We start from the raw sequence: 22,122 nt of genomic DNA, 5'->3' as shown, positions 1-22,122 counted from the left end.
GCGGCCCAGGTGGCGCTGCGGTCGGTGCTGTCGGTGAGCAACTCGACCGGCCGGCCCGCCGGCGAACGGCAGGCCGGTGGTGTGGTCGGTAATCGGGGATCAGGCGTACAGGACGAGGACCACCGCCGTGGCCGCCAGTGTGGCGTATACGGCGGCCGCCACGCGGAGGCCGAAGCGCAGGAGCGTGTGCTCTGAGACGTCCGCGGTCTTCGCGCGGTCGCCCGCCACAGCCAGGATCAGCATGATCATCGGCAGTGAGGTGAAGACGGCGTGGCCCGCGGCGCTGTTCTGCAGGGCCGCGAACCAGGTGTCGAGCCCTGCGCCGCTCCCGGCGAGGCGCTCCTGAAGCGGCATCATCATCGCGTTGCCGCCGACGTTCGAGCCGGTGATGAAGCCGCTGAGCATGCCGAGCGCGGGCGCGGCCAGCGCGGTGACCAGCGGCGGCGCCCCGGCGACCGCCGCACCCAGCTCCCCGATCATGCCGCTGTCCGCCATCAGCCGCCCGAGGGCGACGAATCCGGTCAGGGCGAGCAGCGGCCGAGCGACGCGGGCCAGCGCGGCGCGGGCGTCCGGTCCGTGCGGGCGGCCGCGGTCCAGCAGCAGGGCGGCGGCCAGCAGGGGCAGGCCCGGTGAGGACAGCAGCGCGAAGCTCGCGCCACCCGCGTGCAGCTCCACGGTCGGGACTCCGATGGCCTTCGCCGCGCGCGTGAGCGCGATACCGCCGAGGACGAGGCCGTACGCGCGCAGGACCGCACGCGGCGGCAGCAGCCCACCGGCGGGCGCCGCGTCGAAGCGGGAACCGGTGGGCTCCGCGCCGGACCGGAGTCGGGCCGTCTCCGCGCCGAAGCGGGATCGACGGGTGGCGCAGAGCGCCAGTCCGATGGTCGTGGTGAGCAACCCCGCCAGGACGCCCGCCGGTTGGACCACGCCCATCAGGTTGAGCGCCAGCAGCCCGAGCGAGAGCGTGGCGCCCGCGACCGCTGCCATGGCGGCGGTACGGAACCGGCGCCGCGGGCCGGCCAGCAGCGCCGCCCACACCGTCACCAGCGGGAAGACCAGGCCGCTGGCGACCGCGGTGGCGGTGCCCAGGGTGGCCGTCTCCGTGCCGGTGAGCGCGGCACCGATGACGGTGGCGAGGCCGAGGGTGCCCCACGGCATGATGTTCATGCCGAGCATGGCCTGCCGCAGGGCGGTCGGGGGTGGTGCCAGGGCGAGCAGCACGGGCACGGTGACCAGCAGCGACACCCCGAAGCCGGTGAGCGCCTCCACGGTGGGCGCGATGCCCGCCACCACCAGGGCGATCTTCGCCGGTCCGGGAAGCGGCAGCCCGCGCACCCAATCCTGCAGCGATCGGTGCACCTCCCGACGGGTGAGCACCTGGCTGAGGTAGACGCCGGGCAGCATCACCGCGGCGGCGTTGAGCACCAGCAGACCAGATGCCCTGGCCCCCGTCGCCAGCGCCGCGTCGGGCAGCGTGAAGTCCGGCAGCCACCAGATCAGCACCGCCGCCAGCGCGGTGCCCGCGACCGCCGCCCAGTGCGCCGGCCGGCGCAGACCGGTGATGATTCCCAGCACCATGACGAGCGGGGACACCGCTATCGCCCAGATCATGTGTTCCAGTCGCCTTTCGTCTCTCGCCTGTACGACCGGGCACACAGCCTTGCGGTGGTGACCGGCCGTGGTCTTGAACGAAAGTCGCGGAAGCTTCCACGGAACGCAGGGGCTCAGGGGCTCAGTGACGGATGGCTCCCGGCGTGACCCCGAAGTACCGCTTGCAGACCCGGGTCAGGTGCGCCTGGTCGGCGAAGCCCGCGGCGCCCGCCACCTCCGCCGGCCGTTGCCCGGCCAGCAGGAGGCGGCGGGCCCGGTTGGCGCGCAGCCGCAGCAGATAGGCGTGCGGCGGCAGCCCGTACGCCTGGCGGAAGGCGGCGATGAGCGTGGCCCGCGGCATGCCCGCGGCGGCGCTGAGCTCAGCGACGGTGACGGGCTCGGTCCACCGGTCGTGCAGCAGCTGCCGGGCCAGATCCGGACCGCGGCGCACGTCGCGCGGCGGCCTGGCGGCGGACGCCCTGCCGGTGCGGGCATGCCGCCGCAGCACCGCGCCCAGGCCACCGAGCAGCAGGGACTCGGCGGTGAGGGGATCGGCGGCGCGCTCCTGCTCCCGGTGGACGCGGCGCAGCCGGGCGAACAGCCCTGCGTCCCGTACGGCCGTCTCCGGAAACCAGACGTCCGGAACCCCCAGGTGCTCGCGGGCCAGTTCGTCGACCATCGCGGTGTCGAAGTAGAACATCCGGTACCGCCAGCCGGACTCCGCGGCGGCGAAGCCGGTGTGCACCTGGCCGGGGTTGAGGATCACCAGTTGTCCGGCGGGCACCACGACCTTCTCGCCGGCCATGTGCAGCCCCTCCGCGCCCTGTTCGATGACGCCGACGGAGAGCTGCTCGTGGCTGTGTCGGTCGAACGCGAAGCGCTCGAATCGAGCAGCAAGCAGCTCCACCTGCGGACTGCCGACCGCGGTCCACAGCCGTGCGTGCTCGCCTCCCGCTCCCATCGGTGCATGATCGCAGACCGGTACTCCCCGCCATAGGGCCCTGCTCACAACGTCGGTGGCCACCGAACAGCGACCGTGGGGAAGGCGCGGCTGGCCCAGCCGGGCCAGTGCCGGGGGACCGGGCGAACCCCGCCCGACCGGCAACGTCACCTTCGCCGTCGACGGCACCGTCGCGGGCACGTCCGAGCTCAAGCCCAGCGTCCGCAACTGCAGCACCGCCCGACTGGCCCTCAGGCACCTGACCGTCGGCAGCCACACCATCACCGCCACCTACTCCGGCGACGCCGACTACGCCTCCAACAGCACCACCCCCGAAACACTCGTCCACACCGTCAACACGTGCAAGCACCACGGGCGGGCTCCGAAGAACGGCAACCCCGGCTGCTGACGAGGTCCTGGACCTGCCGGAGGACGCCGGTACCCGGACTGAGCCGGTCGGGGGCGCGTTGATGATGAGGCATGTGGGTGAGGCGCACGTGCCGGGTCGTCCGCCTCGGTCACAGGTGCCCATCCACGGTGCGGCGCGCCGGGGCCTACGCCTCCGATCGCCGCGGGGGGCCGTATGTGCGGAGCTTCTTCGCCGTCACTTCCTGGTTCGAGCGCCGCCGTATCCCCGCGGAGAACAGCGCCCGCGGCGGTGATGGTGAACAGGGCGCCGGTGACCGACAGACTGACGGTGTCGAGGCCGCGGTTGTCCGTGGCCTCGACCCACGGGTCAAGGACGCCGAGCGGGTCTTCGAACAGGATGACGTGCTGCCTCGGCTTGAACTGGCCGTGGCAGTTCTGTTGGTTGGACAGGTCCTGGACCGTGCCCGAGGTGTCGACCACGCGGCATACGTCGAGTTCGGTCCCCTTGAGGTTGGCCCGGCTCCCGGTGTCGGCCACCACGGCGTCCACCTTCTCGCCGTACCGCTTGGCGTACGTCTCATACAGAGTGGGTCCCGCAAAGAGCCCAAGCGCAAAGGTGGCGACGGTCGCCAGGGTCGCGGCGCCCGCCCGGTGCCAGACGCCGCCCGCCACGATGGCCGCGGCCGCGCCCGCGACGAGCGCGATGACCGCCCCCGCCCACAGGAGCCAGGGGAGCTGGGCGAGGAACGCACCCACGACGGTCACCAGCGGGATCAGCACCGCCCACAGCAGGGAGCCCAGCGTGCGTGCGCGCGCGGGCGGGGGAGCGGAAGCGACTGCTCGCTCAGAGATCTCCGCTGCTCCGGCTGTCCCGGTCGCTGGCACGCTCGTCCCCCTTGTCTCGGCTGCACCTTGCTCCGTCGGCCAACTCTATGGGGCGCTGCTGCGGCCGGCGCACCGACGGAACGCCGCGACTCGGGACGATGCGCCTCTCGCCAGGGTGGGCGGTTCCCAGGCGCGACAGCCCCTTCACCGGCTTCTGCTTCACCCTGGCCGCCGACCCGCACCAGTCCATCACCAGTGACGCGGCCCCGCCGTCGTACCCCGTCCTGAGGGCGGGTGGGAGCCGCACGTGCGCGGCAGCGTCCTCGCGCCAGGTGTCGGCCCGCCGGCACCTGCCGGCCGGCCGAGGTAAGCCCGCCGGAACCGCCACGCCGCATGGTGGGCTCTCCCTACGGAGGGACGGCGGTGCGCCGGCTCGGTGCATGTCCGTAGCCCCCACAGGCCGCGGCCGACCCGGTTCCCCCACGTCCCCTGCACTCATTTCTCCACACCACCTGGGAAAACGAATCCTCCATGTCCTTCGGATACTTCCTGCTCCTGCCGGGCTACGCCCTGGCCGTCGTGTGCGCCGTCTACGGCTGGCGGGCAGAGGCCCACGCTCGCCGCGCCGCCCGCCGTACGACCCCCGCCCCGGATCTCCCGGCGGTGACGACCGCCGCGCACTGGGGCACCCGCCCCGCCGCGGGCGGGGCCTCGCGCGAGGTCCTGGAGATCGCCTGGCTCCAGGGCGGCGCCCCGCGGACCGTCGACACCGCCCTGCTCACCATGGAGCAGGACGGACTGCTGAGGGTCGACGCCCAGGGGAAGGTCCGTCTCACCGCCGACAGCCTGCCGCGGACCCCGGCCGAACGGGCGATCACCGACGAACACGCCGAAGCAGGGCGCCACGCAGGCGCAGTCACCCTGGGGGATCTCCGCGGCCGACTGATCGCCAACCAGGAGATCGCGGCCATCGGCGAATCCCTGGTCCACCGAGGCCTGGCCCACGACACCGCACAGGGCACGCGGCTCCGCCTCGGGCATCTCCTGCTCCGGCTGTGCGCCAGGATCTACCCGGTGCTCGCGGTCCTCGCGACGGGTGTGACGTTCATGGGATTCGCCCGGGCCGGCGAGATCGCTGACGCGAAAACCATGGCGTGGTACGGCCTGACCGTAGTGGTTTTGATGTGCCTCGCCGGCCTGCTGTGCCGCATGGTCGGCGACACCGTCCTTCCGGACCCCGTTCCCGCCACCGCCCTTGGCCGGGACGTCCTGCACGGTGCCCGGCGTGACCGTTCGCCGTACGCCACCGGCGCGGCAGCCGAGGCCGGTGGCGGCATCGCCCTGGCACTGGCACTGGACGGCATCGGCGCCCTGGGCGATCAGCCGGTCTGCGAGGTGCTGGCAGACTGCGGCGTCGGCACGGTCGCCGGCGACTCCTCCGCATGGTGGTCCGACGCCTTCAGCGGATCCGGCGGTGACTCTGGACCAAGCGAGACGGCGGGCAGCGACAGCTGGTCCGGCGGCGACAGCGGTTCGAGCGGGGACAGCGGCACAGGAGCCTGACTCTCGCGGCGAGGACACTCCGTCAGATAGGTCCAGGACACTCCGTCAGACAGGTCAGCGGGGGCCTGCCGACCAGGGCCGAGAAGCGGCGCGCGAACGCGGTACGGGACATGCCCGCCTCGTGCGCCAGCGAAGCGACCGTCCACGGGCGGGCCGGGCCCTCGTGCAACGACCGCAGCACCTGCCCGATCTCCGGGCCGGCGAGCGCCCGGTACCCGGTCGGCGGGGTGCTGTCGGGGCGAGCGAACCACGAGCGCGGCGCCCGCATCCAGGAGGAGATCCAGAAAGCGGTCCAGCACCACCTGCCGCCCCGGCTCATCGTGCTCGACCTCGGCTGCGATGAGATCGAGCAGGCACGCCCTCGGCCACACCGTCCGCGCCGCCTCCCGCTCCGACGGCCATCCGCTTCGACTGGGCCGACCCTGCCACCCAGACCCGGGCGCTCTCCGGCGTACAGGCCGTCTACCTCGTCCCCATCGAGACGCTCGGCCCGCCCGAGCGCTCGGAGTTCGTGGCGCGGGCGAAGGCCGCCGAGGTCCGCCGGATCGTCCAGCTCTCGGTGCGCGGTATCGACCCCGGCGACGGTGGCATACCGGAGACGGAGGCGGCCGTCCGGGCCTCGGGCCTGGAGTGGACGGTGCTGCGCCCCCGCTGGTTCGCGCAGGACTTCGACGCCCCCGACTTCTTCCTCTCGGACGTCCGCGCCGGCACGCTCGCGACTCCCGCCGGAGACGGGCGCGAGCCCTTCATCGACGCGGCGGACATCGCCTGGTGCCGATGTGTTGAGATCGGCACCATGGCCACACCGGAGCAGGTGGAGACAGGCTGAACCGTGGGCTCGGGGGAACGCAGCGGCAGGGACCGGGCGTTCCCATCGACGTCCTGGAACTGCGCGTACCCGCCGTCTACCCCCGGCTGCTCCGAGCTTGACGTGCGCGTCTCGGAGGAGCTCTGGCGGGTGTCACTGGAGCCAGGGGAGTGCCGGTGGTCCGGCTCGACCCGGCGGACTTTCCGGCCGCAGTCACCGTGAGGGCACAGGTCGGCGACTTCGGCCTTGCCGGCGAGATCCGCACAGGGACGCGGGTTGCTGCGTTGGACAGGGTGCGCTCGGTGTACTGGCGGCGGCCACGTCCCTACGCCGCACCGACTGGCCTCGACGACCGTGACGCCCTGTGGTGTGTAGACCAGGCCCGCTACGGGCTCGGCGGCATCCTGGCCGCGCTGCCAGGCGCGCACTATGTGAACCATCCGTGGCGCAACCGAGTCGCCGAGTACAAACCTGCCCAGCTCGCTGCGGCTGCGCGGTGCGGGCTGCGCGTTCCGCCAACGCTCCTGACGAACGACGTGGACGAGGCCCGGCGATTCGTGGCCCAGCACGGGCCGGCTGTCTACAAGCCGCTGTACAACAGCGACTACACCGACTCGCAAGGGCGCGGACTGACGGTCTGGGTCGAGGAAGTAGCGGCACAGGACCTGGACGCCGGGGTCAACAAGACGATGCACCTGTTCCAGCAACGGGTCGACAAGGTCGCGGACATCCGGCTCACCGCCGTCGGCGACCGCCTGTTCGCGGTTCGGATCGACGGCTCTCCCGGCCTGGACTGGCGCCGGCACTACGACGACCTCTCCTACGCCTTGATCAACACACCACCCGACGTGGCGAAGGGCGTACGCGACTACCTCGCGGCGTTCGGCCTGACGTACGGCGCCTTCGACTTCGGGCTCGACGCCTCCGGCATGTGGCACTTCTACGAGTGCAACCCCAACGGCCAGTTCGCATGGTTCCCTACCCCGATCACCAGCCAGATCACCACAGCCATCGCCGACCAACTTCAGCACCCCGACCGGGACCGCCGATGACCAGCAGCACCTCTCTCCGCCAGGGCCTCGCCGACGAGCTTGCCCAAGGCGGCCAGCTCACCGACCCAGCTTGGCGATCAGCCGTCGAGGCCGTGCCCCGCGAACTTTTTCTGGGGGACACCGTCTTTCGACCGAACGGCACCCAGTGGGAACCCGTCCACCGCGACCAGCTCGGCGACGACGAGTGGCTCCGGCGGGTTTATTCGAACACCACGTGGGTGACTCAGGTCGAGGGCATCAGCGCAAGCAGCGCCCTCGGCCCTCTCTCGGGACGCCCCACCTCTTCCAGCACTTTGCCGTCCCTCGTCCTGCGGATGCTCGAACTCGCGGACATCCGCGAGGGAGACAAGGTCCTCGAAATCGGCACCGGAACCGGCTACTCCACAGCCATCCTGTGTCACCGGCTCGGCGACGAAGCCGTGTGCTCCGTGGAGTACGACGAGGGCTTGGCCGCGACCGCCGCACGGCAGCTCCAAGCCGCCGGCTGCTCTCCCCACCTCATCACCGGTGACGGCCTGCGCGGATACCAGGACGGTGCCGACTACGACAGCGTCATCGCGACCTGCGCGGTGCGCACCATTCCGCCGTCATGGCTGTGGCAGCTCCGCGACGGCGGCAGCATCGTCACCACGATCAGCGGCTGGATGCTCGCCTCCGGCCTGATCCGCCTCGTCCTCGACGAGGAAGGGGTCGCCCGCGGACGCTTCACCGGTGAAAAGGTCTCGTACATGCTTGCCCGCCCCCACGAGCGCCCGCCCCGGCCCACCTTCTACCCGCACCCCGGAACCATCCGCAACGCGCGCGTCAGCCCGGAACTGCTGGACGACTGGACGGCCCAGTTCGTCGCGCAGCTGGCAGCCCCCTCGGCCGAGCTGGTGCGAACTGGAGAAGGCATCGCCCTCATCGACGTGGCGACCGGTTCGCAGGCATGGACGGAGCCCCATGGTGACGGCTGGACCGTTCACCAGGACGGCCCACTGCAGTTGTGGGACCAGGTCGAGGACGCCCTTGCGCTATGGGAGAAGGAGGGCGCGCCTGATCAGACGGCATTCGGGATGACCGTCACCGAGTGGGACCAGACCGTGTGGCTCGGCGACCCGAAGGGACCGAGCTGGCGCCTGCCGGCCTGACTCCGTCGTGGGACTCTCCGACTACGGCATCGCCCCCTCCCCGTGATCCCGCGCCTGTGCCGCTTGCCGCACGCAGCAACTCGTGTGCCGCGCACAGGGCTGTTGGACGCGCCGCCTCGCCGCGCCGACGGGGGACGATCCGGCGTCGGCTCAGGGCTGTACCGGTCGGTGAGCCTTGCCGGAAGGGCCCGCGGCCTCGACCTGGGTGGCGCGCACGCAAGGACCCCTGCTGGGCGGAAAACCTCACGAGCCCTTTCCTTCCGCTCGTCAATGGATCCCAGGTATTCCATGGCCGTCGCTGGACTCCTCATCTTTCCGGTCATCCGGGCCTCGTACGTCTCCGCGCCGGACTTGGCTACTGAGGTTTTCGGTTCGGGGTGACGTCATGGCGGGGTCGGGATGAGTCCGGTCTCGGCGATGAATCCGTTCAGTAGGCTGGGCTTGTAATGCATGCGTTTCGGGCGTGTGCGGGCCAGTGCGGCGAGTTCGTCGAGGCTGCACGAGGCCAGGCTTCCCAGGCTGTCCTTCAGGTGTGCCCACACGCCCTCGGCCGGGTTGAGGTCCACGATGAGCTCGCCAAGCTGCTGGTGAGCTGCGTCAAGCAACGCGGCGAAGTCCCTCTCTCGGAACCCCTTCCGCTCGCCCTTGCGGCCGTGGTGCACCAGCATCCGGAAGATGAGCCGGGTGCGCCGGCCCGGCCTGCGGCACACCAGACCAGCCAGTGAGATACGTCCCGAGCCTCCGGCCCGGACGGTGACGCAGGGCGTGTGGCCGCGCGGGGACCAGGTCCGTGCTTTCGGTGGCCGGAGCACCTGCCCCGACTCATCCGCGAAGCACAGCTATGCGTCCTGGTCCCTCATCGTCTCTCCACCCGCGGCCAGGTCTCCCTGATCCACGTGGCCACCGCGTCCTCGTCCCGCAGCGGCGGCTCGCCGCTGCGGGACCTGCACGGTGAAGCCCATCTGGTGCAGGATGCGCCAGGTCTGCGCCGGGCTGAAGCGGACGTGGAAGCGCCGCGCGATCATCGGTGGCCACCCGGGTCAGCGTCCACCGCTGGTCCTCCGCCAGCCATGCGCGGCCGGCCCCTTCTCCAGCTCGCAGGCCAGCCAGGCCCGCCAGCCTGGCTTCATCCGCGACGGCCGCCCCGGGCGGCCCCGGCGGCCCCTTGGAACACAGAGCCTCCGTGCCACCGTCCCGCCAGCGCGCGTGCCAGGCATACGCGGACTTCCGCGAGACCCGCAGCCGTCGCGCGACCTGCGGCGGCGCAACCCCTTGCGCGAATAACTCGGCAACCTCAAACCGCACATGCTCCCGCTGAGTCCGCTGCAACGCGGTCAGGCCACCCCCATCGGGATACCGCATGACACCGGGATACACCCACCAGCGAGATCACCGTCACCCTAGGCGGTTTCGTTTGGATCACCGAGCGGACCAGAGGAAGATGCCCGCGATGTGGAGTCCGGCCAGGTAGATGACCGCTGTCTTCTCGTAGCGGGTGGCGATCCCTCGCCACTGCTTCAGGCGGTTGATGCACCGCTCGACGGTATTGCGCTGCTTGTACGCGTCACGGTCGAAAGCGGGTGGCCTCCCACCGTGTCTGCCGCGACGCAGCCGGTGGCCGCGCTGATCCGCCCGGGTGGGGATCACTGCCCGGATGCCGCGCTGGCGTAGATGCTCGCGGATCGCACGTGAGGAGTACGCCTTGTCGGCCAGGACGACGTCCGGCCTGGTGCGAGGTCGTCCACGTCGGCGGGGAACGCGCAGACGGGCCATGACCTCGCCGAAGGCGGGTGCATCGCCGGCCTGGCCGGCCGTGAGGACGAAGGCCAGGGGCCGGCAGTCGCCGTCGGCCGCGAGGTGGATCTTCGTGGTCAGCCCGCCGCGGGACCGGCCGATGGCGTGGTCGGCCGGTTCTCCAGCCGGGGCCCCCTTTTGCGGGCCCCGGCAGCGTGCTGGTGTGCTCGCACGATCGTGGAGTCCACAGAGACGGCCCAGTTCAGGTCCTCGTCCGCGTCGGCCTGGGCTATGAGAGCGGTGAACACTCGCTCCCAGGTGCCGTCGACGGCCCACATACGCAGCCGGTTGTAGACGCCTCGCCAGTTGCCGTACTTCTCCGGAAGGTGCACCCACTGGGTTCCGGTCTGGAACTTGAAGGCGATCGCGTCGATCACCTCCCGATGGTCCCGCCACCGACCACCGCGCCTCGGCGTCCGGTCCGGGAGCAACGGCTCGATCCGCGCCCACTGCGCGTCAGTCAACGGCACACCCAGACCAACGACCGGCTGATCCAAACGAAACTGCCTAGGCCGAAAACCTCAGTAGCCGGGGCGGCCCTGTGGCTACGGTGGGCCACCGGTCGTTCTCGATGCGGGCGCGACTCCAGGCGGCATTGGCCAGCGGGCGCAGAGCCGTGTACGTCAGGTTTGATTCGGAGCTGGAGCCTCAGCTGTTGCCCAGGGTGCGGTCCAAGAGAGGGAGCAGGTGGTCCCAGTGGCGCTTCAGCCCGGAGGCGCTGAAAGCGTCGGTGTCGGACATGGTGAAGCCGTGGATGGTGCCGGGGTAGATCTCGGAGGTGTAGTTGACACCTGCGGTATCCAGGGCTTGGTTGAGCTCGCTGAGGGCCTCGCGTGTGATGTCGCCTTCGGCGTGGCCAAGGTGGACGTGGGCGGTGAGCTTGGAGAAGAGTTCGGGCCCATCGGCGCCCACGGGGCCGTGGAATGCGGCGATGGCGGCCACTTGGTCGGGGTGGGCCGCGGCGGTGCGCATCGCCAGGAGGCCGCCTATGCAGTAGCCGGTCACCGCGACCGGTCCGGCGCTGACCTCGGGCTGGGTGGTGAGGAACCTGAGGTAGGCGTCAGCGTCGCTCAGAACACGTTCGGTGGTGTGCGCCTCGATCAGCGGCATCAGCTGGGCGAAGATCGCGGGTCGGGCCTCCTCTCCGATGTGCTCGGGAAGTTCGATCACCGGTGCCGGGCCGTGCCGGTAGAAGAGGTTGGGGACGAGCACGTAGTACCCGTGCCCGGCCAGTTCGCGGGCCATCTCCCGCAGCACGGGCCGGATGCCGAAGCCGTCCGCGTACATCAGCACCCCTGGGTGGTGCTCGCCGCGGTCGGGGAAGGCGGCGAATGCATCGGCCTGGCCGTCCGCGGTGGGAATCTGCAGCGTCTTGGTGGGCATGAATTCTCCTGTCGTGGTTGATGTGTCGAGCCTGTGATCAACACGACGGAGGCGGAGCCCGCGCAGCAACGCAAGATCCTCGATCGAGTAGCGGGCCCACACTGGCCCGTACGGCGCTCAGAAGAGCACCGGGTCACCAATCCGTGTGTGGCGCAATGCCGTCCCGGTAGTCATCCCCACAGCATAGTCCACAGCTCTGATCATCCGGTGTGACGACATGACCATGTGGAGGAGCAGGGGGCAACGGCCGTCACGCTCCGCGCTTGCGGAAATGAGGAGGCCCTTCCCTCGTATCGCCACGGCGAACGGACCTGTAGCGCTGTGAAATTGCCTGTGCCTGATCCATGCGTGCCCGGGGAAGAGCGCGCGGCGTCGACGTATCGCGCTGGGCTGTTCGGGTGATGGCGCACCACTGGCCCTTGCCGCCCGTTTGACGCCGTGCGTCACTTTGGGTGAATGAACCGGCGGGCTGCCCATGCGATGCCGGCAAAAGGTCGTTGGAGGGCAGCCGCATGCCGCCGGTGTTTGGAGCCCCATCGACACGGAAGGCTGCCGGGCTGGTGTGTCCTGGGCCAGGGGCCTGAGCTCTTGACCGTGACACATGCTCAGAAGGGCTCGTCTGATGATCCTGTTGACCCGGCCCGCCCGTCGCGAGCCGAGATCGATCATGGTCCTGAGCCGCTGTACCCCGCACATCGGCACCGCCCCGAAGGACAACACGCACCCCTGCCGCGTCCACGTCGTGCAGGGTTCCACCGCCCGCCCCACACAGGTACTGCTCATGACCGACACCGAAGCCGCCGCCTGGGCCACCGCCACGGCGGCCCCCATGACGTGCCCGGGGCCCGGCTCGAGGGCCGCACCGTCCCAATGACGCTGCGGCCCTCGCCGTCACGCCGTGGCCGGCTGCGGCTCCTCCAGCACGCTGGCGACCTTCCGGGCCGGCTCCGCGACGTGGGGCGGCTGGTCAGTCACCTACGTGCTCGTCGTCGGCGGCGGCCGCGCCCTCTGAGCCTGCTGCGCGGGCTTCTGGGGTATCGGAAGAGTCCAACTGCTCGACACACACCGGTCTACCCGCTGCCTTCCTGTGCCCAGCGCACAAGGAACACGGCAGGTGGCAGCAGATCGAGGGCGCCGACCTGGAAGGCCGGCGGACGGTCCTGCTGGACGACACCGCCCGCAGCGGTGCCAGTCTCCTGCACAGCGCCCGTCTGCTGCGGACCGCGTCCGCCTTGGCCAGCCGCTGCCGCTCAAGGCGGATCGCGCCCAGGTGCCAGGCCTCGTAAACCCGCGCCCGCCGCACCGCAGCGGGCGAGCGGTCCAGCGCGCCCAGCCGTGCGCCGAACACCCGCCACCGGCCAGCCGGGAGGTCGTGGTGATGGGTCTGGTCTGCTTCCCGACAGCGACGTTCATCGGACGGGGAGGGCCTTGCCGGCATCGGACGAGGAGGGCGTTGTCGGTCCCGCTCAGGCCCGTAGGAACTCCAGCACCGCCAGCACGCGGCGGTGGGTCTCCTCGGCCGGGGGCAGGTCCAGCTTCATCAGGATGTTGCCGATGTGCTTGCTCACCGCGGCGTCCGACACCACCAGCTCGCGGCAGATCGCCGTGTTGGATCGGCCTTCGGCCATGAGCGCCAGCACCTCGCGCTCGCGTGGGGTCAGCCGCTCCAGCGGGTCGCGGCGTCGGCGCAGCAACTGGCGCACGACCTCCGGGTCGACCACGGTGCCGCCGGTCGCCACCGTGTCGACCGCCGAGAGGAAGTCCTCGACCTGGCCGATCCGGTCTTTGAGGAGATAGCCGACGGCCGAGCCGCTCCCGGAGTCCAACAGGTCGGCTGCGTAGGAGTGTTGGACGTACTGGCTGAGGACCAGTACCGGCAGCCCCGGCCGCTGCTGGCGCAGGGCGACGGCGGCGCGTAGCCCCTCGTCGGTCTGGCCCGGCGGCATCCGCACATCGGTGATCACGATGTCCGGCCCGTGCTCGGCGACGGCGGCGTGCAGGGCCTCGGCATCACCCACCGCGGCCACCACCCGGTGGCCGAAGCGGGCGAGCAGACCGATCAGCCCCTCGCGCAGCAGCACACCGTCCTCGGCCAGGACTACGCGGAGCGGGTCGGGTTCAGTGGGGTGCAAGGGATCTCCACGCACAGCAGGGTCGGTCCGCCGGGCGGGCTGCTCACCGTCAGCGAACCGTCCACCACCGAGACCCGGTCGGCCAGCCCGGTGAGCCCGGTACCGCCTGCCGGGTCGGCGCCGCCGCCCCCGTCGTCCGACACGTCGATCGTCAACAGTCCGTCAGCGTAGCGCCCCTCGATCCGGGCGGCCTCGGCACCGCTGTGCTTGGCGATGTTGGCCAGCGCCTCGGACACCGCGAAGTAGCCGGCCGACTCGACCGCCGGGGGCAGTCGTCCGGGCAGGTCGAAGCGGACCTCGACGGGTACGGGCGAGCGGTCGGCGGCATCCGCGCAGGCGTCCGGCAGGCCGCGGTCCGTGAGCACCTGGGGGTGGATGCCGTTGATCAGTTCTCTCAGCCCGGAGAGCGCTTCGCCCGCCTCCCGGTGCGCGGCGGCCAGCTGGGCGGCCAGCGCACTGCCCGGCGGAGCGTCCAACCGGGCCAGCCCCAGCGTCATCGAAAGGGCCACCAGCCGCTGTTGGGCGCCGTCGTGCAGATCGCGCTCGATCCGGCGGCGCTCCGCCTCGAAGGCGTCCACCAGCCTGGCCCGGGAGCTGACCAGCTCACCGATCCGCCGCTCCTGCCCTCCCGGCGACAGCATCAGCCGCACCAGCGCGGCCCGGCCCGCCGCCACCGCCGTCAGCGGATAGGCGAACAGCGCCGACGCCAGCAGGCCGGCGATCCCCAACACACCCGCGACGAACGGCGAATGGACCTCCCACAGCTTCAGGACGTTCACCTGCTCGCCGTCGGCCAGCAGCAGGGGCAGGGCCGCCAGCAGGTACACCGGCACCACCAGCGCACAGCCCGCCACGACCAGGTCCACCGGCCACAGCACGAACGCCGCCAGCACGGTGAAGCCCAACTCCCGCCAGGTCGCCTGCTCCCGGTAGCGCAGCCGCAGCCAGGCCGACAGCCCGGGACGGGTCGGCAGCCGATGCGGATCCGCCGCCGGCGCGCCGTCCAGCAGCCGCAACAGCCGCCGCTCCCACGCCGCGTACGGCACCCCCACCAGGGCCAGCCCCGCCAACAGCGGCAGCCCCACCAGCACCACCGCCAGCACCCCGGCAACAAGGACCGCCACCAGCAAGCCCACGCAGAGCAACACCCCGGCCGCCCCGCTCAGAAGCAGGTACCCGGCCGCCCGCCACGGTGTCGCCGACCGCACGAAACCCGGGCGCTTCATCTCTTGCCAGACGCCGTTCTCGCCCATCCGCCCCCCTCTCCCGATCTTCCGAGCCCACCCTAGGCACCGCCCCACGCCGCGCACGGTAGAGCGGGCCCTACCTTCCACAGTGGCCCCCGCCCCACTGATCCACCCCACCCGCGACCGGTTGGCTTGCGGCATGAGGATGTTGCCGATTGCACTGAAGTCCCTCCGGGCCCGCTGGGTCTCGCTCATCGGAGCGTTCACCGCCCTCGCGCTCGGCGTCGCGATGATGACGGTCATGCTGCTCGGGCTGGCCACCGCCATGGCGCTGCCCAGCGACGAGGCCGTGGTGTCGCTGGTGGCGGCGCTCGGCACGGCGGGCGGGGTGAGCGCCTTCGTGTCGGCGTTCGTCGTCGCCTCCACCTTCTCGTACGCGGTGGCCCAGCGGCGGCGCGAGCTCGGCCTGCTGCGCCTGGCCGGCGCCACCCGCGCCCAGGTGCGACGCACCGTCCTCGCCGAGGCCCTCGTCCTCGGCGTCGTGGCCTCCGCCGTCGGCTGCGTACTGGGCCGGCTCGCGGCCCCCGGGATGGTGCGCTGGCTCGCGGACGTCGGCATGGCACCGCCCGACCTCACCCTCGGGCAGCGGAGCTGGCCCCTGCACGCCGCGTTCTGGACGGGCCTGCTGGTGGCCCTGGCCGGGGTCGCGGTGGCCGCCCGGCGCGCCGGCCGGCTCGGGCCGCTGGACGCGCTGCGCACCGCGGACCTCGACACCGGGGTGATGACCGCCGGCCGCTGGTTCTGGGGCCTGGGGCTGCTCCTCACCGCCGCCGCCCTGACCGGCAACGCCCTGGTCACCGACCCCGCCGACCTGCTCCACCGCAAGACGTACACCGTGCAGCCGATGGTGCTGATCTCCGCGTGCGGCCTGCTCGCCCCGGTCCTGGCACGCCCGCTGCTGCGCGCCTTCACCTGGCTGCCGGCCCGCTGGACCTCGTACGCCGGCCGGCTGGTGCGGGAGAACGCCTCGACGGCGCTGCGCCGCACGGGCGCCGTCGCCGCGCCCGTGCTGGTGTCGGTGGCGCTGACGGGCTCGCTGGCCGGGGCCCTGGACACGGTGAGCGCCGCCCGCACGGCCGAGGCCCGCTCGCGGACCGCCGCCGACTTCGTCGTCGTACCGCACACCGCCTCCCCCGATGCCCTCGCCGCCGCGCTGCGTGCCGTCCCGGGCGTCACCGTCTCCCCCTCCGCCCCCACCGAGCTCTCGCTGGTCGAATCGGACGGCACCGTGGTCAGGTCAGAGGCCCGGACGGCCGATCCGGCCACCCTGGCGACCACCGCCCGACTGCCCGTGCTCAAGGGCTCGGTGTCCGCACTGGACGACGACGGCATCGTGCTGCCCGAGGAGTGGGGTCAGACCACCATCGGCGCCCCGGTACGGGTGGTGCGCGCGGACGGCAGCCGGGCGACCCTGCGGGTGGCCGCCGTCCTGCGCGACGGTCTGGGGGACAACGGGCTGTACGTCACCGCCCGCAACGCCCCGGGCGCTCGCGTCGACCGCATCGAGATCAGACTCACCGCCACGGCCGACGCCACCACCCCCGACCTGCTCCGCGCCGCCGCACACCGGTTCGGCGTCACGGTCGCCACCCGGGAGGAGTGGCTGGCCGCCACCGCCCCCGCCGCGAGCCGGGTCGCCTGGCTGCGGACCGTCCTCGTCCTGGGCCTCGCCCTGACCTACACCGGCATCGCGCTCGCCAACACCCTGGTGATGGCGACCGCCGACCGGCGCCGTGAACTGGCCCTGCTGCGCCTGGCCGGCGCCACCCGGGCTCAGGTGATACGGCTGGTGACCACCGAGTCGGTGCTGGTGGTGGCGGTCGGGTCGGCGCTGGGCTGCGCCGTGGCCGCCGTCCAACTGGGGACCATGCACGCCGGTTTGGCGCTGCTCGGGGCGGGTGCGCCACTGGTCGTGCCCTGGCGCCCGCTCGGCCTGGTGACAGGGGCGTGTGTGCTGATCGCGGCACCCTCCGCGGCACTGGCCGCCGCGTGGGCGCTGCGCCGCCGCCCGGTGGCGGCGGCAGCGCGTTAGGTCACAGGGCACGGGTGTGCGGGGGGAGCGGCCCGGGGCGGTGGATGATCACGCCGTCGTGGAGAGGTCCGGTCACGGTGTGCGATCGCCTGGCGGCTGCATGAACGAGTGCGGGCGACGGACGGCGGAGTTCGGGGGAGGGGCCAGGGGCGATGGATGACACCCGTGAAGGCGGCGGAGATCGCCATCTGGCGTGGCACTGTGGAAAGGGGCCCGGCACGCCGGCGGTCGAAGCCGGCCGAGGCTGCCCCCGGTGGTGTCACAGGGGTCCGGTGCGGCCGGGCCCGGCCGGCGCCTGGCGGGGCGGACCCTTGCCGGGGCGAGGAGGAGGTGTGATGCGCACCAGCGAGGAGATCTACCACCGGGTCTGCTGGGACCCACGGTTCGATCCCACCCGGTTCGCGCTGGGGATCGCCGAGCGCCGGGCCGAACCCGTGCGGATCCCGCTGCCCGACTTCGTGCCCGGAGGCGAGATCCCGTGGCACCGCGTGCTCTTCATCGAAGCGGACGGTGAGGTGGTGTGGGACCGCACCACGGGTACGGACCGCATCGACGCGTCGGACGCCGGGCGGGTGCGGGACACGCGCCGCCTGCGAGCGCCGTTCTTCGCGGCCAGGACGCCCTACGCATGGGACGCGGCGGCAGGGTGGGGTCCTGCCGACCGCGCGGCCGGGGCGGCGTCACCGGCCGCCGGTCTGCGCGTGCTGACGTGGGACACGCTGGGGGACCGGTACGACGGCGCGCGCATCGACCTCGCCCGGCGCCGCCGGCTCCTGCTGACGATCCTGGACGACGCCGACGTCGACGTCATCGCGCTCCAGGACGTGGAGCCCGAGTTGCTCGCCATGGTGTTGCGGACCCGGTGGGTACGCGTCGGCTACACCCTGAGCACCGACCCGGTCGGCCGGGACATCGCCGACAGCGGGCTGTTGTTGCTCAGCCGGCTGCCCGTGCGGGAGGCGGGGTGGCACCTGCTCAACCCGCACAGGGCCGTGGTCGCCATCGCCGTGGACACCCTCACCGGCCCGCTCGTGGTGGCCACCACGCTCCTGACCGGCGACCGCTCCGACGACGGGCCGGACCGGCGGCTGGCCGAACTGACCCAGCTCGCCGAGGGGTTGGCCGGTGTCGAGGGTGATCTGATCCTGCTCGGTGACTTCAACGTCGGTGGCGACGGCGCGGCCGGGCCGGCCGCAGCGCTCGGACTGTGGGACGCCTGGACCGAGGTGCACGGACCGCGCGACCGGACGCCGACGCTCGACCCCCGCGTCAACCCGCTGGCCGCGGCCTCCGCGCCCTCGGGCCGGGCCGCGCGGCTGGACCGGGTGCTGCTGCGTGCGGGTGCGGACGGCACGGACGGGTGCCGCGCGACCCGGGCGGCGCTGCGGGGGAACGCGCCCACGCCGGAGGGGCTGTACCCGTCGGACCACTACGGTGTGGAAGTGGATCTGAGCCTCGGCGGGCACCGGCCTGCGGGGCGCCTACGGCAGGCGGACGACCCGGGTGACCTCCGCGGCGCCGCCCAGCCGCACCAGCGGGCCTGACGGGCTCCACCGTGCGGTGGCGGTGATCGTGGAGGGGCTGCCGAGCGCGTCGCCCATGTCGACGGCGATGTCGGTGAAGCCCCGACCGGCCAGGTGCGCGGCGAGACAGGCGGTGCTGTTGGCGTTGGCGATGTCCTCCGGGACGCCGATCGACGGGGCGAACATCCGGGCCGCGACGCGGCCCGTGGACGTCGGTACGGAGTAGACGTAGCAACCCAGGAAGCCGAGGCGGTCACAGGCGGCACGGAGTCGTTCGAGGTCCGGGGCGAGCGCGGCTAGAGTGGCGGGCGAACTCAAGGGGACCAGCAGCCGCAACCGCCCCACCGAGGCGACGCGGATGCCTGGAGCGAGCGTGTCCGGGGTGACACCGAGTGCGGGCAGGACGAGGTCGCACTCGGTCCCCGTGGGCTCGCGCAGATCGACGGGGCCGGCCTCGAACCGGGCGTGGACCTGCGCCCCCTCCCGTACGGACCAGCCGGCGAAGGTACGCCCCGACGCACGGAGGGTGGCCCGGTACTCCTCGCCCCCGGCGCGCCCGGCCAGGAAGGCCAGGGCGGCGACCGTCCCATGGCCGCACGCGGGCAGTTCCCCCTCGGCGGTGAAGAAGCGAAGGGAAACGCCGGGACCGCCGCCGGGGTGAGATGCGTTCACGGAGACGAAGACGGCGTGCGACGTGCCCAGCAGCACCGGCACCCGACGGCACTCTCCGTCGCTCAACGGAGCATCGTCCAGCACCGCGGTGGGGCTGCCGCCGCTGCCCCCGCGGAGGCACGCGCGGACGATCGCCGCGCGCAGATCGCCTCCACCCATCAGCGGCCGGGACGTCGGTCGGTGCGGATCACAGGAAGTACCGTACCAACACCGCACTCTCCACCAACTGGCCGGCGCCACCGCTCCTTTGCGACCCCGACGAAGCCGAACCCTGGAAAGCCTGAGCAAGGTTCCTGCGGCGGGTGCGTGCCGAGCGGGCGTGCGCGGGCCGGATCCCGAGATCCGCAAGCAGACGCTGCCGGCCTATGTGGAGTTCGTCGAACCGGGAACACTGCTCATGGAGCCACTCGCCCAAGGCGAGACCGGTGCCAGGACATCCTGCCGAGCGTTGACGGGACCATGCTGCCGAACGTGTACCAGGGCGCGGTGATACGTCCGTCGCCGGGAGACCGGCCAGGGAGCGTTCCACCGAGGATCGATGCGTTGCAAGGCCTGTGCCCGATCGACAGAGAGCGCCGCTGCTCCGGTTCCGGTGTGGGCTCGGGGGGTCTGGCCGGGGGCTGGGTGGTCATGGTGGGTGGTGACCCTTCCGGTGTGGCTGCACGGTATCCGTGCAAGGGTGGATGAGTGCCTGTCACCGCCTCTTCGAGCGGCGGGCGGTCAGCACTGCGGGGGAGGCGTGGGTTGGTACTACAACGGTGTTCGTTCTGATTGCTGGGTAGTTTTCAGGGGCTGTGTCCGCGTCGTTTGTAGTGGCTGTTGCGGGCTTGGTGCTGGCGTCGTCGTCGCCAGGTCGACCAGTGCGGGATGTGGTCGACCGGTGTCGGCCGGCGGTTTGTGAGGCGGGTGATCAGGCGTCGGATCTCGGCGAGGCTTCGCAGTCTGGAAGCATTCCCCGACAGCCCAGCGGCTTCCCGCGATGCGGATCAGTGCGAGCGCAGGCCCTGGAGCACGGCCACAAGGGGCGGAAGCTGGCGGAGGCGACCATGTCGGTGGGGGCCTCGCCGGGCTGGAGGAAGACGGGCACGAGGATGCGGGCGACACACGTCCCTGTCGATTCAGCGTCATAGTGGCCCCAGCCGGGGCCGCCACCGCGTACAGAGCTGGAGCCGGGTCGGGTACGGGAGCGTAAGACCCGCGCTGCCCGCACGTACCGCGGCCCTGTCACGGTAGGCCGCGATCCAGCGGAAACGTATGAGTCCACCGTCTGCAGGAATCGTACGGAAGTACGGCCGCAGGAGGAGCCCGGCCACCCCCCACGGTCGCAAGGCCGCTCACATGGGCGTGCCTCGGACTGCGACTCCGGTCGTACACGATGGCGACCCAAGGGCGATGTGGCGGCGCGGACCCGGCGCCGAGCATGGCCGGGTGACCGAGATCATCATGGGACTGTAAATGTCCCTTCTGGAAGTCCTTGTCTTGCTGGGCGCCGTCGCGCTGGTGGTGGCGCGCTGGCTTCCGCCTGCCGTCCGCCCACGCGTCACGATCGCGGCGGGATCGGTTTTCGTGCTGTCCGCGATCGTGCTGAGCGTGGTGGGGATCCGCTGGCAGATGCTGCCAGTACTGGCAGGCGCTGCCGTCGCGTTGCCGTTCGCCGTCGTGCCTCTGCTGCGACGACGAACCGGCCGGCCGGCGTGGCGGGCCCGATGGTGGCTGGCCCTGCCCGGGTCGGTGGCCTGCGTCGGCCTGATCGCCACGGGCCCGGTGGCCGCTTGGGCCTTTCCCATACCGGTGTTCCCCGAGCCCTCGGGCCGTTTCGCGGTCGGCACCCGCGTGGTGCAGTGGACCGACCCACGCCGCTCCGAGACCTTCACCGCCGATCCGCACGACCGGCGCACGGTCGTGGTCCAGCTCTGGTATCCCGCGCAGAAGAGCCCCGCAGGCGCGCAGCGGGCCCAGTACCTCGGCCGCACGGAGCACGAGGCGCGCACCGTTTCCGATGCCCTCGCCCGCGTGGTCGGCGTGCCTGGCTTCCTGTTCGACGGCGTCCCACGTGCCCACAGTCATTCGGTCTTCAACGCCCCGGTGGCCGACAGGGGTGGACGGTTCCCGGTCGTTCTGTTCTCTCCGGGATCGGGCGGAGTGCGCACCCAGAACACCGCCTGGGCGGAGGAACTGGCCAGCAACGGCTATGTGGTCGCCGCCCTCGACCACCCGTACGACTCCGCCGCCGTCGTCCTCACCGACGGCCGAACGATTCACACCAAGACCACCTCCACCGGCGACCGGGACAAGGACAACAAGCTGGCGGCCGACTGGACGGCTGTTCGGGCCGCCGACCTCAGCTTCGTCCTCGCTCAGCTGGGCCGTCTGGGCCGAGGTGACATCGCCGGCCCGCTGACCGGACGCCTGGACACTGGCCGGGTCGCGGTCACCGGCCACTCCATGGGTGGTGCCGCCGCCCTGCAGGCAGCCCGGCAGGACCATCGGTTCGACGCCGTCATCGATCTGGACGGCTACCCCCACGGCCCCACCTCCCCCTCCCTCCACCAGCCGACGCTCGCGCTCACCCAGGCCATCACCCCCGCAGCCGACCCGCAGTACATACCCCGCCTCACCGAGGCCCTCGAGCTCAGCACCGCGACGAGCTACCGGCTCACCATCCCCCGCGCCGCACACCTCACCTTCATGGACGGCCCCCTGTACCTGCCGCCGGTGCCCTCGATAGTCGGCTCCCTGGGCCGCACCGAGAGCCCCGCGTCGTCGCCGCAACCACTCTCGCCTTCCTGGACACCACCCTGCGGCACAAACCCGGTGACCTGGCCGGAGTTCTGTCGGCCTACGGTGACCTCAGCGTCTACCGCCCGAGCAACAACCGCTGATCAGCTGGGCGGCGGCAGCCGACGGCACGGCCGTTCCCCTTCCCCTGCCGGAGTGCGGTCCGCGGTGCCGCCCCCGCCGCAGACCAGAGCGCGATCTGTCGTCATTCGATCGTTTGACGACAGGCGGGGGCCTGCCCCAGAGCGCAGGAAGCCGCCAGGCGGGGATGGTGACGACCGCGT

At 71.9% G+C, this 22,122-nt stretch carries 15 protein-coding genes and 4 pseudogenes; 8 read left to right on the top strand and 11 right to left on the bottom strand.

Translation table 11 applies throughout. The annotated features are described in order from the left end of the window. Positions 1 to 99: 99 nt before the first annotated feature. Positions 100 to 1,611: an L-lactate permease gene (locus tag LRS74_RS00310; protein WP_277739013.1), complete on the bottom strand. Its 1,512-nt coding sequence runs from the start codon at positions 1,609 to 1,611 to the stop codon at positions 100 to 102. A 121-nt stretch (positions 1,612 to 1,732) separates the two neighbouring features. Further along, positions 1,733 to 2,551, bottom strand: a complete 819-nt coding sequence (locus LRS74_RS00305; RefSeq protein ID WP_277739012.1) for an AraC family transcriptional regulator — start codon at positions 2,549 to 2,551, stop codon at positions 1,733 to 1,735. Between the two features lie 55 nt (positions 2,552 to 2,606). On the opposite strand from LRS74_RS00305, the gene LRS74_RS00300 reads away from it, so the two are divergent. Together LRS74_RS00300 and LRS74_RS00295 are read left to right on the top strand one after the other, a co-directional pair. After that, positions 2,607 to 2,939 (top strand): Ig-like domain-containing protein, encoded by a 333-nt coding sequence (locus LRS74_RS00300; RefSeq protein WP_277739011.1) that lies wholly within the window; start codon positions 2,607 to 2,609, stop codon positions 2,937 to 2,939. A 1,316-nt stretch (positions 2,940 to 4,255) separates the two neighbouring features. Further along, positions 4,256 to 5,287: a TIGR04222 domain-containing membrane protein gene (locus LRS74_RS00295; protein WP_277739010.1), complete on the top strand. Its 1,032-nt coding sequence runs from the start codon at positions 4,256 to 4,258 to the stop codon at positions 5,285 to 5,287. Between the two features lie 22 nt (positions 5,288 to 5,309). Here LRS74_RS00295 and LRS74_RS00290 read toward each other — a convergent pair whose 3' ends face one another. Then, positions 5,310 to 5,606, bottom strand: a complete 297-nt coding sequence (locus LRS74_RS00290) for an AraC family transcriptional regulator (protein ID WP_277739009.1) — start codon at positions 5,604 to 5,606, stop codon at positions 5,310 to 5,312. Between the two features lie 69 nt (positions 5,607 to 5,675). Between LRS74_RS00290 and LRS74_RS00285 the strand changes: the two are divergent. The 3 genes and pseudogenes from LRS74_RS00285 to tgmC all read left to right on the top strand — a co-directional run. Beyond that, a pseudogene (locus LRS74_RS00285) lies at positions 5,676 to 6,116 on the top strand (NAD(P)H-binding protein); the annotation flags it as partial. 149 nt (positions 6,117 to 6,265) lie between these two features. Further along, complete coding sequence (gene tgmB / locus LRS74_RS00280; protein ID WP_277739008.1) at positions 6,266 to 7,147, top strand: ATP-grasp ribosomal peptide maturase; 882 nt, start codon at positions 6,266 to 6,268, stop codon at positions 7,145 to 7,147. Beyond that, positions 7,144 to 8,277 carry an ATP-grasp peptide maturase system methyltransferase gene (gene tgmC / locus LRS74_RS00275; protein ID WP_277739007.1) on the top strand — a complete coding sequence of 378 codons (1,134 nt, stop codon included), beginning with the start codon at positions 7,144 to 7,146 and terminating at the stop codon, positions 8,275 to 8,277. Before tgmB ends, tgmC begins: the two co-directional genes overlap by 4 nt. A gap of 383 nt (positions 8,278 to 8,660) precedes the next feature. Here tgmC and LRS74_RS00270 read toward each other — a convergent pair whose 3' ends face one another. From LRS74_RS00270 to LRS74_RS00240, 7 genes and pseudogenes are all read right to left on the bottom strand, one after another. Beyond that, on the bottom strand, positions 8,661 to 8,945 hold the full coding sequence (locus LRS74_RS00270; protein ID WP_277739006.1) for a hypothetical protein: 285 nt from the start codon (positions 8,943 to 8,945) through the stop codon (positions 8,661 to 8,663). Positions 8,946 to 9,116: 171 nt separating this feature from the next. Then, positions 9,117 to 9,302 (bottom strand): winged helix-turn-helix domain-containing protein, encoded by a 186-nt coding sequence (locus LRS74_RS00265; protein ID WP_277739005.1) that lies wholly within the window; start codon positions 9,300 to 9,302, stop codon positions 9,117 to 9,119. A 169-nt stretch (positions 9,303 to 9,471) separates the two neighbouring features. Further along, positions 9,472 to 9,639: pseudogene (locus tag LRS74_RS00260) on the bottom strand (helix-turn-helix domain-containing protein); the annotation flags it as partial. A 57-nt stretch (positions 9,640 to 9,696) separates the two neighbouring features. After that, positions 9,697 to 10,568 (bottom strand): IS5 family transposase gene (locus LRS74_RS00255; protein ID WP_277738995.1). Its coding sequence is split into 2 segments (ribosomal slippage): positions 9,697 to 10,208 and positions 10,208 to 10,568, totalling 873 coding nucleotides; the frame shifts between segments, so codons are not numbered across the junction. Positions 10,569 to 10,719: 151 nt separating this feature from the next. Then, on the bottom strand, positions 10,720 to 11,454 hold the full coding sequence (locus LRS74_RS00250) for a dienelactone hydrolase family protein (RefSeq protein ID WP_277739004.1): 735 nt from the start codon (positions 11,452 to 11,454) through the stop codon (positions 10,720 to 10,722). A 1,466-nt stretch (positions 11,455 to 12,920) separates the two neighbouring features. Further along, entirely contained in the window at positions 12,921 to 13,586 is a 666-nt protein-coding gene (locus LRS74_RS00245; RefSeq protein ID WP_277739003.1) for a response regulator transcription factor, read from the bottom strand. Then, complete coding sequence (locus LRS74_RS00240; RefSeq protein WP_277739002.1) at positions 13,553 to 14,839, bottom strand: sensor histidine kinase; 1,287 nt, start codon at positions 14,837 to 14,839, stop codon at positions 13,553 to 13,555. Before LRS74_RS00240 ends, LRS74_RS00245 begins: the two co-directional genes overlap by 34 nt. 133 nt (positions 14,840 to 14,972) lie before the next feature. On the opposite strand from LRS74_RS00240, the gene LRS74_RS00235 reads away from it, so the two are divergent. Together LRS74_RS00235 and LRS74_RS00230 are read left to right on the top strand one after the other, a co-directional pair. Beyond that, positions 14,973 to 16,865, top strand: a complete 1,893-nt coding sequence (locus tag LRS74_RS00235) for an FtsX-like permease family protein (RefSeq protein WP_277739001.1) — start codon at positions 14,973 to 14,975, stop codon at positions 16,863 to 16,865. A gap of 335 nt (positions 16,866 to 17,200) precedes the next feature. Beyond that, a pseudogene (locus LRS74_RS00230) lies at positions 17,201 to 18,316 on the top strand (RNA repair domain-containing protein); the annotation flags it as partial. Between the two features lie 30 nt (positions 18,317 to 18,346). Here the strand turns inward: LRS74_RS00230 and LRS74_RS00225 are convergent. Next, positions 18,347 to 19,219, bottom strand: coding sequence for a PhzF family phenazine biosynthesis isomerase (locus tag LRS74_RS00225; protein ID WP_277739000.1), 873 nt, complete (start codon positions 19,217 to 19,219; stop codon positions 18,347 to 18,349). A gap of 1,296 nt (positions 19,220 to 20,515) precedes the next feature. On the opposite strand from LRS74_RS00225, the pseudogene LRS74_RS00220 reads away from it, so the two are divergent. Next, a pseudogene (locus LRS74_RS00220) lies at positions 20,516 to 21,942 on the top strand (dienelactone hydrolase family protein). Positions 21,943 to 22,122 lie beyond the last annotated feature (180 nt).

Source organism: Streptomyces sp. LX-29 (assembly GCF_029541745.1).
Lineage (GTDB): Bacteria > Actinomycetota > Actinomycetes > Streptomycetales > Streptomycetaceae > Streptomyces.
Note: the sequence above shows the minus strand (reverse complement) of the source record. Positions and strands in the feature narration are given on the sequence as shown.